We start from the raw sequence: 13,509 nt of genomic DNA, 5'->3' as shown, positions 1-13,509 counted from the left end.
GTGGCCGCTCTGAAAAGCCTCACTGCTTGGTGAAGGGCTCCACTTCGGTGAGGCCCAGGTCGTGTCCAGTCAGGGACGGGTAGAACCCGGTCACGTGGATCTCGACACGATGAATGTGTTCACCGTTGTGGACCATGATCTGCTGCGGCGTGTCCTGGTCCTTCAGCGTCACGTCGTCCGCCTTCCCGGTGTCGAAGACCAGGCGAAAACTCTTCGGAAGGTCGTAGCCCGCGAAGTTGGCCTTCACTCCGTTGGTGACCAGGATCGCGTTGAGGTTCACCGGATCCTTGAAGGTCAAAGTCAGGGTCGGGTCAGGGGTCTTGTCCGCGACGGACCAGAACGTCGCCGGGTCCAAGTCGACAGCGGACAAGGCCGGATGACCGGGTAGCGACGCGTTGGCGACAGCGCCGTCCGGATGGATCTCGGTGAACTGCGGGTGGAGCATCTCGTTCACCCGATGCTCTATACCGCCCACCTTGTGATTCACCCAGTTCTGGAACGGGGCGTAGGCACCGTAGGCCAGACTGCTGAGCAACAGCACCACGCCCACGGTCCAGCGGATCGGCCGAAGGATCTTCGACAGCTCCGGAAGGTGCTTGCCGGTCTTCACACCGGGCTGCCCCGGACGGCCGCCGGCCTTGATGGTCTTGGCCTTCCGCTCGAAAAGGCGGCGCCACCATTTCGCCGTGACGAGCTCCGCGCCGGCGAGGGAGTTGCCGCACCGGCTACAGAACTTCCGTACGGGCGGGTTGCCCTCACCGCACTCACCACATATGTGGTCACCGGGATTGAGGCGCCGGCTGGACTGCGTCTTGGCTTCCGCCTTGTACTTCTTCTTACGCGCCTGCGGTACGACGGCTTTCGGCTGCTCGCCCTCGTCGTCAGGCGTATCGGCGACAGGCTCGTCGAGCCGCCGCACGTTTTCGACGGGGGGCAGAGTGAGACCCGGCCGGGTCGCTTGAACCGGGACTACGAGTGCCGAGGCGGCGGATGCAACCGGCCGGTCTTTAGCATCCTGCTTCTCGTCGTCATCCTCATCCTCGTCATCATCCCAGTCATCGTCATCATCCCAGTCATCGTCATCGTCCTCCTCATCGTCGTCCTCATCGTCGTCCTCGTCGTCCTCGTCGTCGTCGTCCTCGTCCTCGTCCTCGTCCTCGTCCTCGTCCTCGTCCTCGTCGTCGTCCTCGTCGTCCCAGTCGTCATCCCAGTCGTCGTCCTCATCCTCTTCCTCATCAGCAAGAGGATCAGATGGAGCCGATGTGGCCGCATCCTTACTAGGAAGCGCCAGAGCAGGCGGAGGCGGCGGCGGAGGAGGCGGAGCCATCCCAGGCGGAGGCGGCGGCGGAGGAGGCGGAGCCATCCCAGGCGGAGGCGGCGGCGGAGGAGGCGGAGCCATCCCAGGCGGAGGCGGCGGCGGAGCCATCCCAGGCGGAGGCGGCGGCGGAGCCATCCCAGGCGGAGGCGGCGGCGGAGGAGGCGGAGCCATCCCAGGCGGAGGCGGCGGCGGAGCCATCCCAGGCGGAGGAGGCGGAGCCATCCCAGGCGGAGGCGGCGGCGGAGCCATCCCAGGCGGAGGCGGCGGCGGAGCCATCCCAGGCGGAGGCGGCGGCGGAGCCATCCCAGGCGGGCGCGGCGGCCCACCAGGACCACCCATCCCAGGCGGGCCACCCATCCCAGGGCGCGGCGGCCCACCAGGACCACCCATCCCAGGCGGGCCACCCATCCCAGGGCGCGGCGGCCCACCAGGACCACCCATCCCAGGTGGCCCACCCATCCCAGGCGGGCCACCCATCCCAGGACCACCTGATCCAGCGGGCCGGTCCAGGGGCTTGGCCTTGCCCACGTCCGCATACAGTAGGGACGACGCCCTGGACAGCAGTCCCTTGCGCGGAGCGGCTGCAGCCTGCTCGGCCTCCTCGATGATCTCCTGCTTGATCTCGGGGACGACCTGCTCGCCGGTCCATTCCAGGAAACTCGCGCAGGAGCCGCAGAAGGCGTCCTTGTCCTCGTTGTGGAATCCGCACTTCTTGCAGACAATCATGAGCCTACGACCTCCAGTCGATGCACAACATGGGCGGGCTTCGCCGCGATGACCAACTCGTTGAGAGCGGGGATGCTCACGCCGTCCGGGTTGTCGAGGGTGACCCGGATCGCCAGTCGTGGGGTGTCCTCACCCGGAAGCTCCGCGCCGGGGGCGCTGGACCAGGAGGCTCCGCCGTTGTCGAGCACCTCGACCCGGCCGCCGGTCAGTACCTCGACGTAGTCACGCAGTCCGTCGGGCGTGCCGCGAGTGCGGTAGAGCGCGACGGCGCGGCTCACGGCGATGCGGACGCGGTCAATGGGCCAGTTCCGGTCGACTATGATTCCCACCCAACTGGCCAGCCATTCCAGAAAGTCCATGGGGGCGAGCCGCGGGTCGATGTAGGCCTCGAGGCAGTCCAGGGAGGAGATGGCCGGTGCCAGGACGTCGTCGAGCCCGGCGAGCCATTGCATCGCGAAGGGGTCCTCCTGGTAGACCGCCGGCATCAGGGAACCCAGCGGGTAGGGGGTGCCGAGGCCGGGGACGGTTCCTCTCATGGCGCCTCCTCGATGCGGACCTGGTGTTCGAAGGAGAAGATCAGGCTGTTGGGCTCCAAGGTGAGGCGGTTGGTCTGGGCGCCGCGGTCGCCGGTCACGGGATTGGCACCGAAGAGGCGGACGTCCTCGATGAAGTCGACTCCGCGGATTCGCTGGAGGATCGCGAAGATCTCCCCGCTTTGAACGTCGCGTCCGAAGGGCCAGCCGGTGCCCTCGTGACCGCCGGTCAGGGGGTTGAGGAAGTTGTACAGGCCGTCGAGGGCATCCTCGCGCAGCTGTGCGATGTCCGCGTTGCGGCGCGCGACGATCCGGGCGACGACGGTGATGCCCTGGTAGCGCGGGGGTTCGACCAGGACCCGGGCGCCGACGAGGCGCACCTGGTTCAGCCGGTTGGTGATGCGCTCCAGGGTGTCGGGGGCGGGGACGAGGTCCTCGAAGCGGATGCGGTGGTTCTCGCTTGCCGCGGCAGGGACGATCAGGACCTTTACCGAGCCCGCGTCGACATCGTGTTCGCCTGCGGTCAGACAGCGGACCCGGGCTGTCTCGGGGGCCGCCTCGCGGGAGATGGCCTCGTAGTCCTCGGCGGTGACGGCGCGGCTGCGTGCGCGCAGTGTGAGGGGGCCGCGGGCCTTGGCCTCCTCGAGAGTCTCGCCGTCGACGCCACCCTGGGCGGGTTGGCGGTTCTCGACGTTGCTCACGAACGGGATGGAGGTCTTGAGGGTGCGGATGGAGTTGCGGGCGATGTTGCCCTGTCGCCCGCCACCAGTGGAGTACCGGCGCATGACGACGGTGGAGCCCACCAGTGGGACGGCGCCGTACTGATGCAAGGTGCCGTCAGGTTGCCGCAGCGCGGGGCCGAACAGCACGGTGCCGGTGACGGAGTCGAGCACGAAGTGCCGGTCGTCGGGGCTGCTGGTGGCGAAGCTGTCGACTTCCTGCCATTCCTGCCATCCGTCGTCGGAGCTGACGTTGAGGACGGGGGCGCCTGCTCCGGCGAGGACGGGAGCGTGTTGGAGCTTGAACTGCTGCCCGGGTACGCCTTCGGTTTCGCCGAGCACTTCGTCCTTGATCAGGGCGGCTTGGATCGCCTCCACCGTTCCGCCGACGGTGGTGACGTAGAGTCCCCGGATCACGGGAGAGGCGCTGTATCGGGGAACGTCCTCGTCGTCCGGGTAGATGATCTGGGCGCGGAGCCATCCCGCCCGCTGTGAGTCGATGACGCTGACCTCGTGGCTGTCCGGGACGCTCAGCAGGACCTTGCCCTTGCGGTTGAGCCCGCCGGTCTCGTCCTCCCAGACCTCGCAGTCGACCCAGTCCTGCCCGTCCCAGGCCTGCCAGCGCAGCGGTGGGTGGGTCGGGTCCACGCCCACGCCGTCGATGGTGCAGTCGATGTCGAAGCGCAGGGTGCATTGGGGCATGGCTTCGGCGAACCCGAGGTAGAGGGCGTCCTCGTGCTGGGGCACTTCGGAGAATGCGGCGTAGGGGGTGAACTTGTCCCGGCCGGAGGTGGGGTCGGTGAATTCGTCGGCGTCGGAGAATCGGGCCCGGGTGTGCCGGAGTCTGGCCGGCACGATCTGGAGTTCGTCGACGGTGGCGAAGACGATGGGATCGTGGGAGACGGTGCGGACGGTCCCGGCCCGGGTGCCGACGCCGATCGGCATGGTGGTGCGTGCCGGGGCACTGAGCCAGAAGGTTAGCGGCACCCTGGCGGGGGTCGGCGGGAGCATCTGTACGCCGATGAGATCAAGGAACTTGATGTACAGGCGATCGGGCACGCGGTTGAGCCGGTAGAGCAACTGATCGGTCATGAAGGCGAACGTCTCGATCAGGGTCACGCCTGGGTCGGAGACGTTGTGGTCGGTCCATTCCGGGCAGCGCTTTTGAACCATGCGCTTGGCGTCGTCGACGAGGTCCTGGAAGCGGCGGTCGTCGAGGTTGGGGGCCGGCAGTGCCATCGCTAGTAGTCACATCCTTCTTCAGGGATCGTGTAGAAGGGGAACACCAGGCTGCGAGCGTCGGCGGTGGCCTTCATCGTGTACTGGATGTCGATGTAGAGCAGGGTCGGGTCGTCCTTGGCGGGGTGGACGTTGACGCTGTTGACGTCCACTCGTGGTTCCCATTGCTTCAGGGAGCTGCGGACTTCTTGGGCGATCAGGGCAGCGGTTGAGGGTGTGGCGCCGGCGAAGACGTAGTCGCGTAGTCGGCATCCGAATCCGGGGCGCATGGGACGTTCGCCGGGGTAGGTCGTCAGGATCAGGCGCATGGCCTTCACCAGGGCGTCGTGTCCGCGGACCATGGCGATCCCGCCGCTGGGGTTGACTCCCATGGGGAACGCCCAGCCGATACCGGCGAAGTCGGGGGCTTTCGATGTCATGGTGGGGGTGGTTCCTTTCGGCGGCCGGCACTGTCACAGTCCGAGACTGATCGCTGCCGCTTCGACGCTGACGGTGGGCGCCATCATGCTGATCTCTTCGTCGGCCACGAGATTGATCGCACCCGCCATCAGGTTGAGGGCGCTCCCGCCGTTCACGGTCACGGTCCCGACCTCACCGGCGTTGATGACGATCTCTCCGCCGCCCAGGACCTCGAGCACGATGCTGCCGCCGGGTACCTCCTCCAGCGACCCGGCCGTGATGAGCATGGTGCCGACCGGTTCATCGCTGTCGGGGGCGATCGGGAGGCAGGAGAGCTCCATCGTGCCGGTGGTCGGTGAAACCACCATGCCCATGCTGTCGAACGCGTTGGTCAGACCGAAGTTGGATTCGATGACCGGGCTCATCCCTGCCGGGATCGGGTCCGGTCCTACCGGAACCATGTCGTCGAAGAAGGCGAGCTTGTTCCCTGCCGGCGATACGTAGCCGCGCTGCATGATCTGCCCGCCGGGCTCGGCGGGGATCTCCGGCCCCAGGCCGAGCCTGTGATAGTTGATCCTGGCGTTGATCAGGCCGCCCAGGACGTACGGGCGCCGGATGTCACCGTGCTCGAAGCCGACAAGGACCTCGTCGCACACAGCGGGCAGGAACAGGGCTCCGCCGGCGTTGCCGGCTCCGAACTGCACGACACGTGCCCAGTCGGAGACGAAGTCGTCCGACAACCACGGCAGGCAGACCCGGACGCGTCGCATCTGTTCGAGGTCCTGGTTGTCGGCGACGATGCCGGGGACCAGTCCGTTGATCCTGGGGGGTTCGGGGGGCGGGGGCGCCGAGAGTTCGTGCCGGCCGACCCAGAACTTGGTGCGATAGCCCTTGGTCTCGTTGTCGAAGATGTGCTCGGACCGGCTGACCACCCACGCGCCGGTGAACTGCTCGGGAACACCGGCGATGTCCAATGTGCTGCCAGGCACGATGTTGGGATTTCCGATGGTGTATCCCTCGGCTTCGGCAAACGAGCTGCCCAGGCGGTTTGCCGCTGCCAGGGCCATCTGCTCGACGTTCACCAGGCCGCCTATGCCCTGGGCCATCGGACGGTCCGCCACGAGATAGGCGCCGGGCACGGGCGGCTCGCCCATGGACTCAGCCAACTCGGGGTTGACGAGGTCAGGGTCAATGGAGACGTCCGCCTCCGTCGACCCGCTGGGATTCGACACCTCCGCCAGTTCTGCGGGCTGGGCGGTGATGTCGGCCTGCTCGCTGTTGGTGGGCACGGGCACGGCGAGCGGTTCGCCGGAGATGGGGTCCCACATGCGCACCTCGACCTCGGGGGTCAGGCCGGCGGAACTGATGCGCGGATAGAAGGCCTCCAGGTAACCCACCCCGGGGACATCACCGGGAGGGAACAGCAGCGGTATCGAGGTGGCGGCGGAGACCACCGTGGTGGCGTTCGCTCCACCGGCGGCCGGCCGGAAGAAGAACACTCCGTCCTTCATCCCGAACTCGTAGCCGATCTCGGCAGCGCGGTAGGCGATGAACTCGTAATCGGTCTGGTTGAACTGGACGAGGCAGTCGTGCACGATCGGCATGAGCGGCGGAGTCGGCGGGACGACCTCACCTACCAACCCGGTCTCGAGGATGATCTCCTCGATGGCGGTCATGTCGGTTTCTTCCCTGAAGATCCTCGTGTGCTTCCCTCGGTGCAGACGGTGAAGGCGGTCATATCCGCGGACCACCACGAACGTCTGCAGGCCTTCGCAACGCGCCTCGATCGCGGTGACGTCACCGACGATCAGCGGCTCGGGGATCGGACTGAAAGGAGCGGTGGCCGAGATTCTGATGCTGCTGCCGATGTAGATCAAGGCTTCGTCGGCGCCAACACCGTCATTGAAGGTGATCTCGAAACTGCTCATCTGGTGGGCGTCGTTGCGCACCACCGTGCGCAGCACCTTGTCCTGGGCCAGCGGGAGCAAAGGCCCGAACACCACGGGGACACCGATCGCGGGGGGGCCTACTTCGATGGTCGCCTGGACCGTCACGTGTGGATCGAGGGCCATCAGACCTCCTCCTCGGTGAACTCGCTTGTGTTCGGCAGGTAGACGTACTGACCGGGCTTCGTGCGCAGCGGGTCCTCGATCTCATTGGCCCGCGCCAGGGCACGCCAGTTCCGGGGGTGCCCGTAGGCCTTCTTGGTGATCGCCGGCAGGCTCTCTCCTTGGCGCACCAGGTGAGCCCCGCGTCCGGGAAGGCCGCCGGAGGTGGGGTTGGTCGGGAGATCGAGGATGGAGATTTCCGTGAGCGTCATACTGATCTTGGCGCGGATGGGGATGCCGATGGCTGTGAAGCGGGTGAACTTGATCGAGCAGTCGGTGAGGTTGACGAATTTGACGAAACCCTCCACCGGCGGCCCCCAGATGAACATCAGGGGCGGCAGTTCGGTGCCCAGGCTCATGACCTCCGCCAAGATGGAGCTCGATGCCGGGATGGTCCACCCGATCAGCGCTTCGCACCGCAGTTTGGTGTCCAGGCCTTCAAGGGTCACGTCGCTGAGGGTGATCTTCGCCGGTGAGGTCTTGCAGTAGACCGGGTGAGGCTTTCCGCTCGTGGCCTGGGTCTTGGTCTGTGCGTTGCGGGAGTAGCCGATCTCCAGGGGGTTGTAATTGAAAACCAGCGGAGCCAGGTCGGTGAGGTCCAGGCCGATGAGCATCGCCTTGTCACCGCTGTCCCAATTTTCGTACTCACTCAGATCGATCATGCCATCCGCCTACATCAGGAATCCCTTGTGGACCAGCTCCAACGTCTCCAGGGCGACGGCCCCGCTTCCCATCGCGTCCATCTCGGGGCCCGACCACTTCGAGGGGTAGACACCGTTCAGATTCCACGTGGCCACGGCGTGCATGGACGAATCGCCCAGCGTGATCGCCATGGTGTCTCCCGGCCACACCTGGTCGTTGATGTCCCACCACTGGTGCATCCAGCTCCTGGCCCGGTCCTTGAGCCATTTCTGGACCGCGGCCGAATCGACCGGATGCATCGCGCGCTGCAGAGTGATCGTGTTGTATTTGAGCTGCTTGGCGAGCATGGCCGCCGGCGACTCGTAATTGCCGCCCTCGTAGAGCGGTTCACTCTCGAAGGTGACACTGAGTCCTTTACAGCTCTTCCACGCGCCGAGGGAAAGATTCCCGACCGACACGAAGAAACGCGCGTTGATGCCGAGCGCGACCTCCTTCCGGCCCGCATAGGCGTCCCGCTCCGCATGATCGCGCTCGACCTGGCTCAGCCCCGCATGGGTCTTCTGGCTGGCGACCTCAGCGGTGATCTCATCACTGAAGGTGGGTGTCGAAATATCGCTCACGGTGCATCATCACCAATTAGCCTTGGAGGCCGCCGTTCCCGGCCGGACTGTACTGCGTGAGGTCGAATGTGGCGGAATCGTCGAGGAATCCCTCGTGGGTGAGGGTGAGAGTCTCGATGGCGACTTTGCTCGCGCTCGCGTCGAACTTGTCGACCGCCCACTTGAGCGGCATCACGGCCATCAGCTTCCACGACATGACCATCTGCCCTTCACTGTTGGCCAGGTAGATCTCCCCGGTGGACTTCGCAATCGAGTTCTTGATCGATTTGTCGGAGAGCCAAGCCCTGACCTTCTGGCTGTCCAGGCACGCGGCGCGAGTGAGCACGATGTCGGAATACTTGGTGAACCCCGGGTAGTAGGTGCGCCCGTTGCCCGTGTCACCGGCGCGGTACTGGCACAGTTCCCAGCTCACGTCGAGGCCGCCCGCCGTCGACCAGTAGCCGAGGTCGATCTTCCCGTCGTCCAGGACCACCTTGAAGCGGTTGGCAAGTGCCAGACCATCGAAATTCGTTGACATGATGTCCTTCCTCTGATCTTCCCGGCCGGTTTCTGCTGCCTCGTGGGGGCAGGGCTAACGGCCGTTTGCTTCGTTGTTCATCTTGCTGTCGTGCGTGATCAGTCTGCTGATGTGCGGATGCAATTGACGGCTCAGGTCTATGAGGTCGTCGTCGTCGAGTTCGAGCAGCGGATTGTTCTCCAGGGCCGAGCCTTCGGCTGCTGCCTTTTGGGCAGCCGGGGCCGAATACGTCCTGGTTTCGGTCTCGACGTCGAAGACCGGCTCGTCCTTGTTGTAGGAGCGTTCCGGCTCGTCCTGCATCCTGAAGCCCTGGTTGAATACCCCGAACTTGCCACGGACGTTCTGCAGCTCGTGTGCCTCAACGGGAAGCCCAAGGGGCCGATGAGCCATCGAGTAGGCGGCCGCGCCCAGGTTGGCGGCAAGTCCGCGGAACCTGTCCCCGACACCGTGGAACTTCTCCGACACGACGAGCATGACCGGGACCAGGTCGAGCTTGGGCTCCGTCTCGCCCGGGAGGGTCAGCGTGTAGCCCACGAGCTCGCCCGCGACCGGAAGGCTCTCCAGCACCGTGTCCGGCTTGTGGGCGCTCATCTGCGTGCGGATTTCGGGCTTGATGTGCAGCGCCTTCAGCTGGCGCACGGCCTCGTTCTTGCTCAGTCCGACCAGATCCGGCATGCGGACCGGTTTGGGCTCGGGCTTCTTCGTAGCTACGGCGCTCTTCTTGGACGCGGCCTTCACCGCCGCGGTGGCGACAGCCTCCTCGACGTCCCCGGCCTCCTCCGGCTCCTCCCCCTCAGCCCCCGGAACAGCCGCCAGCTCAGGGCCGAGCAAGCCCCGCCCGCGGCCACGGCCGCGGGTCCCGGAACCGCCCCGGACGTACCACCCCCACCAGGCGCAGAGGAGCCTCCCCCCGAACCGGCGCCGCCGACTTCGCCGCCTTCTCCGGCCTTGGCCGACCAGGACTGCCGTGCGCCGCCGAGGACGAACCCCTTGGCCTTTTCAGCGGGGCCTTGCGGCTCGGAACCGGCGGCGTCATCCGTGTCCTCGGGCGCAGTCCCGGTGAGGCCGACCGCACCTCCTGAGTCGCCCCCGGGGGCTTTCTTGCCGGCGATCTCCGACGAGCCGACGAAGTACTCCCGAAGTTCACGACTCTTGTCGGCGCTGAGGCGCTTGCCCAGCATGCCCTGCACCATGTTCATGGCTCCGAGGGCCAACTCACCCGCCAGAGCCTTCCCGCGCTGCTCGGCGCCCTCGAGCCCCGCGGACACCACCACGAGCAGCAGGGGTCCCGTGTTGTGGGAGTCGTCCTCCGGCAGCTCGATGAAGGCTCCCTCGCCGGGGCTGACATGGATGACCAACCCCTTCTTGACGCGACTGGGCTGTGACTTCCACAGAACCCGGTCCTTCCCCAGTTTTGCCGTCAGCTTCTCAAGTACGCGCCTGGCTTCTGTGTCCTTCAGACCGATCACCGGCGGAACGCGGTTCTCTGAGAACTGGTCACCGCTGCCACCGGCAGCCACCCAGTCCTTCAGGCGCGAATACTCCTCGTCGACCTCCTTCTCGAACTTTTTCTTGTCCGAATCGGACATGTTGTTCTCATCGATGGTCCGACCGATATTGTGGTAAGCCGCCAACTTCGCCCTGCGCAGCCATTCCTTGTCCTGCAGCTGCTCGGTGGTGGCGCCCCCCCACAGCTCCACTTCGGCTTGAACCGCCTCAACCTGCTCAGGATGCTTCCGCAGCAGTGCGTCCAAGCTTTCGTAGGGATCCTCCCCGTGGTAGGCCGCAGCGCCCCTCAGCTTGAAGTCCAGGAACTTCGCCGCCTGCTCCTCGGCACCGCCCGCGGTGCCTTCCTCCTTGTCATCAAGTCGCTGGGCAGCAGGCGCGCTGCTGTCGACGTGGTCGAGAGCCTCGGCGCCGTAGACGATGTTGCCGCTGCCGTCGCGGTGGGCCAGGCCCATCTGGATCAGCGCTTCGGCGACCTGGCCGGCGTAGCGGCCCGCATCCAGCGTCGGCGCCTGGACCGTGGGGGCGTGCGTGAGCGGCGCTGGGGAAGCGGCGGAGCCGCTGCCGAACAGGGCCTGTGCTCCTCTTGCTTGCTGCTCGAGCGCGCGCCCGTGAGCAGTGTGCTCGGGCGGCAGGGCATGGCCCAGGGAGCGCTGCTGGACGACGTGCATCAGTTCGTGACCGAGCAGTCCGCGAGCGTGCGGCGCGTTGAGGGGGCCCGCCTCGGCCGGCAGGAACACCGCGCCGCCGCGCGCGAAGGCGTGGGCCTTGAGGCGGCGGGCCTCCGAGGACGCCTCAGGGCCCCGGTAGATCGGCACGCGGGAGACCTCCGCGCCGAATGAGGACTTGAAGGCGGCCGCCATGGACTGGGGAACCCGCTCGACGTCGGGCGGGTCGGTGGGCAGACGGACCGGCACAGACGGCAGCGGGGCCTGCGCGGAGGGCCCGGGGGCGGAGACGTAGACGGGGGTGGCCGACTGCGCACTGGCCGCGACCGGCGTCGGGAGGCTCGCAGGCAGCGATTCGGAGACAGGAAAGGGCAGCTGCACAACCACCGGCTCGGGGGCGGGCGGAGGTGGAGGCGCGGCAGGATGCACGAGCGGAGGGTGGACCGGCGCCGAGGGGACCGGCCTGTCCGAGGGCTCGCGGTGCGGCACTGTCGGGGGCGGTGACGGTGTGAGCGGCGGAGGTGGCGGCGGCAGCGCCTGGGGGATGTGGCCCTCGCCGGGCTCGTCGTCCTCCTCCTGCGCCTGCGCCTCGTGCACCAGCGGCGGAGCGGCCTCCGTCGGCGTCTGCGCGGTGGCGGGCTGGGAGGTGAGGCTGGTGGGGGAACCCAGTCCGACCCTGCGGCTGTCCGCGAGGTTGCGGCGCCGGACGGACTGCGGCGCGGTGGGCAGCGCCGGAAGATCACGGCCTGCGGCCTGGGTTGCCGCGGAGGGCGGCGTGGGACCGTTGGGCGTCGCCCAGGTGGTGAGCGGCAGCGGGAGATCGGGAAGCGTGTCGGTGGGACTGTCCGTGTCCGCGACGCTGTCCAAGATGGGTGCGGCCCATGGCATCGTGGCGGCCGCGCGCAGCCACACGGGGGCACGGTAGGGCTCGGCCGGGGCCTGGGCGGGACCGACGTAGGCGTCCGTGGCCTGGGTCAGCGGCGCGGGTGCGGAGGGGGGCGACACCGCTGCGGGCCGTGGAAGCGGGGCGAGCGTCAGCGGCTGGGACTCGTGCGGTGTGGCCGCGGACGGCTCCGCGGCCAGCTGTGTGGGGGACGGCGCGAAGGTCGCGGGTGTGTCCGGCTCCGGTGCCAGGGGCCGCGCCAGGCCGGTCACCAGGCCGTTCGGAGTCTCTGCCACCAGTGCAGGCGCAGCAGGGCGCAGGTGCAGCAGGCTGCGCGTCCCGCTGACCTCGGGCAGGGCGAAAGCGCGCGCACCCACCAGTGGTGGCTCGGGCGCGACGGTGGGGCGCAGCACCGGAGTCCCACGCCAGGACCGCCGCGGGCCTGGGGCAGGGGCGGATGGGCCCCCCGATGGCCCCTGGCCGGCCGGCGCCGGGCCCGGCGCGGCGACTTCGGTCGCCGCCCCCTCGGTGTCGGCGTCCGCTCGACTGGAATTGCGGCGCAGGGACCAGCGCATCGAAGGTGACCTTCCTCAACGGGAACAACGGCCGCACTCGGTGGTGGTTGGCGTCAGCCACCGAGGCGGGTGTGGATGTGTCCGATCTCGTCGATGACGCGCTCGCGGACCGGGTGCTCGAGGTCGAGGATCGAATCCAGCGACCAGTGCAGGTAATAGGCGATGTACGCGGCCTCTTCCCAGAGCCGGTCAGCCGCGTACATCAAGATCCCCCCGAGGCATCACCGGCGATGTCCACCGCAAAGTCATGACCGCACGAGGGACACGTGACGGCGGCCTCGGTGTGGCCCTCCTGGTTGACCCTGCGGTACAGGTCCTGCAGGAAGGCCAGGTCGGAGGCGAAGAGGTTCTCCACGACGAAGGTGTCGACCGCCGGCAGGGTGCCCAGCTTCGTCACGGTCCGCTCCAGGAGCAGGACTGTGAGGTAGGCCGGGTTCTGCCGGACCCGCTGGTCGGTCTGGGGGGCCAGCTCGTCCCTGGCCGTGGCCAGCCGCATGACGCCTTCACGGTGGACAGTGCCGTGCTCGTCCACGAAGCCGCGGGGAAGCACGAAGGGGTACTCGGTGCGCAGGGTGGTCTCTGGCGCGATCATGGTCACGGCGCCACCCGCTGCAGGTTCTCACACACGATGGTCACGGTCTCCATAAGGACCTCACTGACACCGGCCTTCAGCGCGCTGACCTCGAGCTTGCACGGCCAGGCGTGCTCCAGGTAGTAGCGCGCGACGGGCTGGCCGTCGAAGTTGTACATCACCAGGGACGCGCTCTTACGAGCGGCGACGATGTCCCCTGCCAGCACGCTCTGGTGCCAGGACCACAGCTCCACCCCCGAGGTCTTGCCTCGCTTGAGGATGATGGTCGGCGGCTTGCGCTTACCGGGGAGCTTCTTGAAGATGACCTCCTTGTCGGAGGAGGACAGGTAGTCGACCGGCTCGACCTCGGTGGTGATGCCGGACAGCTCCTGGAACGAGGCGATCTCGTACCCGTCGATCACGACGGAGAACCTTGCAGCGGTAAGGGCATCCTCGGGCTGCCCGGGACCCAGGCCTGGGGGCAT

The 13,509-nt window shown here is 67.3% G+C and carries 13 protein-coding genes; all 13 read right to left on the bottom strand.

Annotation, left to right across the window (positions count from 1 at the left end; genetic code table 11):
• Window positions 1-19: 19 nt before the first annotated feature.
• The gene (locus tag BS83_RS46160) at window positions 20-1,327 is read right to left on the bottom strand and encodes an NADase-type glycan-binding domain-containing protein (RefSeq protein WP_198035088.1); all 1,308 of its coding nucleotides are present in this window, start codon (window positions 1,325-1,327) and stop codon (window positions 20-22) included.
• A gap of 713 nt (window positions 1,328-2,040) precedes the next feature.
• Entirely contained in the window at window positions 2,041-2,580 is a 540-nt protein-coding gene (locus BS83_RS01440; protein ID WP_037599827.1) for a phage tail protein, read from the bottom strand.
• Window positions 2,577-4,535, bottom strand: coding sequence for a putative baseplate assembly protein (locus BS83_RS01435; RefSeq protein ID WP_037599825.1), 1,959 nt, complete (start codon window positions 4,533-4,535; stop codon window positions 2,577-2,579). Before BS83_RS01435 ends, BS83_RS01440 begins: the two co-directional genes overlap by 4 nt.
• A gap of 2 nt (window positions 4,536-4,537) precedes the next feature.
• Window positions 4,538-4,954 (bottom strand): GPW/gp25 family protein, encoded by a 417-nt coding sequence (locus BS83_RS01430; protein WP_037599823.1) that lies wholly within the window; start codon window positions 4,952-4,954, stop codon window positions 4,538-4,540.
• A gap of 33 nt (window positions 4,955-4,987) precedes the next feature.
• Window positions 4,988-7,006 (bottom strand): phage baseplate assembly protein V, encoded by a 2,019-nt coding sequence (locus BS83_RS01425; RefSeq protein WP_037599821.1) that lies wholly within the window; start codon window positions 7,004-7,006, stop codon window positions 4,988-4,990.
• Window positions 7,006-7,704, bottom strand: coding sequence for a LysM peptidoglycan-binding domain-containing protein (locus tag BS83_RS41180; protein ID WP_051942347.1), 699 nt, complete (start codon window positions 7,702-7,704; stop codon window positions 7,006-7,008). Before BS83_RS41180 ends, BS83_RS01425 begins: the two co-directional genes overlap by 1 nt.
• Window positions 7,705-7,713: 9 nt before the next feature.
• Window positions 7,714-8,304 carry a phage tail protein gene (locus tag BS83_RS01415; protein ID WP_037599818.1) on the bottom strand — a complete coding sequence of 197 codons (591 nt, stop codon included), beginning with the start codon at window positions 8,302-8,304 and terminating at the stop codon, window positions 7,714-7,716.
• 16 nt (window positions 8,305-8,320) lie between these two features.
• A complete protein-coding gene (locus BS83_RS41175; protein ID WP_051942345.1) occupies window positions 8,321-8,821 on the bottom strand; it encodes a phage tail protein in 501 nt (166 codons plus the stop codon).
• A gap of 54 nt (window positions 8,822-8,875) precedes the next feature.
• A complete protein-coding gene (locus tag BS83_RS01405; RefSeq protein WP_157596717.1) occupies window positions 8,876-9,496 on the bottom strand; it encodes a PASTA domain-containing protein in 621 nt (206 codons plus the stop codon).
• Window positions 9,497-9,555: 59 nt separating this feature from the next.
• Window positions 9,556-11,907 (bottom strand): eCIS core domain-containing protein, encoded by a 2,352-nt coding sequence (locus BS83_RS01400; protein WP_157596716.1) that lies wholly within the window; start codon window positions 11,905-11,907, stop codon window positions 9,556-9,558.
• A gap of 599 nt (window positions 11,908-12,506) precedes the next feature.
• The gene (locus tag BS83_RS46155; RefSeq protein WP_198035128.1) at window positions 12,507-12,656 is read right to left on the bottom strand and encodes a DUF6760 family protein; all 150 of its coding nucleotides are present in this window, start codon (window positions 12,654-12,656) and stop codon (window positions 12,507-12,509) included.
• The gene (locus BS83_RS01395) at window positions 12,656-13,045 is read right to left on the bottom strand and encodes a hypothetical protein (RefSeq protein ID WP_037600332.1); all 390 of its coding nucleotides are present in this window, start codon (window positions 13,043-13,045) and stop codon (window positions 12,656-12,658) included. The genes BS83_RS46155 and BS83_RS01395 overlap by 1 nt, the downstream gene beginning before the upstream one ends.
• 2 nt (window positions 13,046-13,047) lie before the next feature.
• Entirely contained in the window at window positions 13,048-13,446 is a 399-nt protein-coding gene (locus BS83_RS01390) for a phage tail protein (RefSeq protein WP_051942343.1), read from the bottom strand.
• Window positions 13,447-13,509 lie beyond the last annotated feature (63 nt).

Origin of the sequence: Streptacidiphilus rugosus AM-16, from assembly GCF_000744655.1 — a bacterium.
GTDB classification, from domain to species: Bacteria; Actinomycetota; Actinomycetes; order Streptomycetales; family Streptomycetaceae; genus Streptacidiphilus; species Streptacidiphilus rugosus.
The sequence above is the reverse complement of the archived record's forward strand: the minus strand, read 5'-3'. Positions and strand labels throughout refer to the sequence as shown.

What these genes read in the sequence shown, in the direction of transcription:
- BS83_RS01430 (WP_037599823.1), bottom strand. Translation starts at nt 4,954, where the DNA reads ATGACATCGAAAGCCCCCGACTTCGCCGGTATCGGCTGGGCGTTCCCC.
- BS83_RS41180 (WP_051942347.1), bottom strand. Translation starts at nt 7,704, where the DNA reads ATGATCGATCTGAGTGAGTACGAAAATTGGGACAGCGGTGACAAGGCG.
- BS83_RS46155 (WP_198035128.1), bottom strand. Translation starts at nt 12,656, where the DNA reads ATGTACGCGGCTGACCGGCTCTGGGAAGAGGCCGCGTACATCGCCTAT.
- BS83_RS01425 (WP_037599821.1), bottom strand. Translation starts at nt 7,006, where the DNA reads ATGGCCCTCGATCCACACGTGACGGTCCAGGCGACCATCGAAGTAGGC.
- BS83_RS41175 (WP_051942345.1), bottom strand. Translation starts at nt 8,821, where the DNA reads ATGTCAACGAATTTCGATGGTCTGGCACTTGCCAACCGCTTCAAGGTG.
- BS83_RS01405 (WP_157596717.1), bottom strand. Translation starts at nt 9,496, where the DNA reads ATGCCGGATCTGGTCGGACTGAGCAAGAACGAGGCCGTGCGCCAGCTG.
- BS83_RS01435 (WP_037599825.1), bottom strand. Translation starts at nt 4,535, where the DNA reads ATGGCACTGCCGGCCCCCAACCTCGACGACCGCCGCTTCCAGGACCTC.
- BS83_RS46160 (WP_198035088.1), bottom strand. Translation starts at nt 1,327, where the DNA reads ATGGCTCCGCCTCCTCCGCCGCCGCCTCCGCCTGCTCTGGCGCTTCCT.
- BS83_RS01395 (WP_037600332.1), bottom strand. Translation starts at nt 13,045, where the DNA reads ATGATCGCGCCAGAGACCACCCTGCGCACCGAGTACCCCTTCGTGCTT.
- BS83_RS01440 (WP_037599827.1), bottom strand. Translation starts at nt 2,580, where the DNA reads ATGAGAGGAACCGTCCCCGGCCTCGGCACCCCCTACCCGCTGGGTTCC.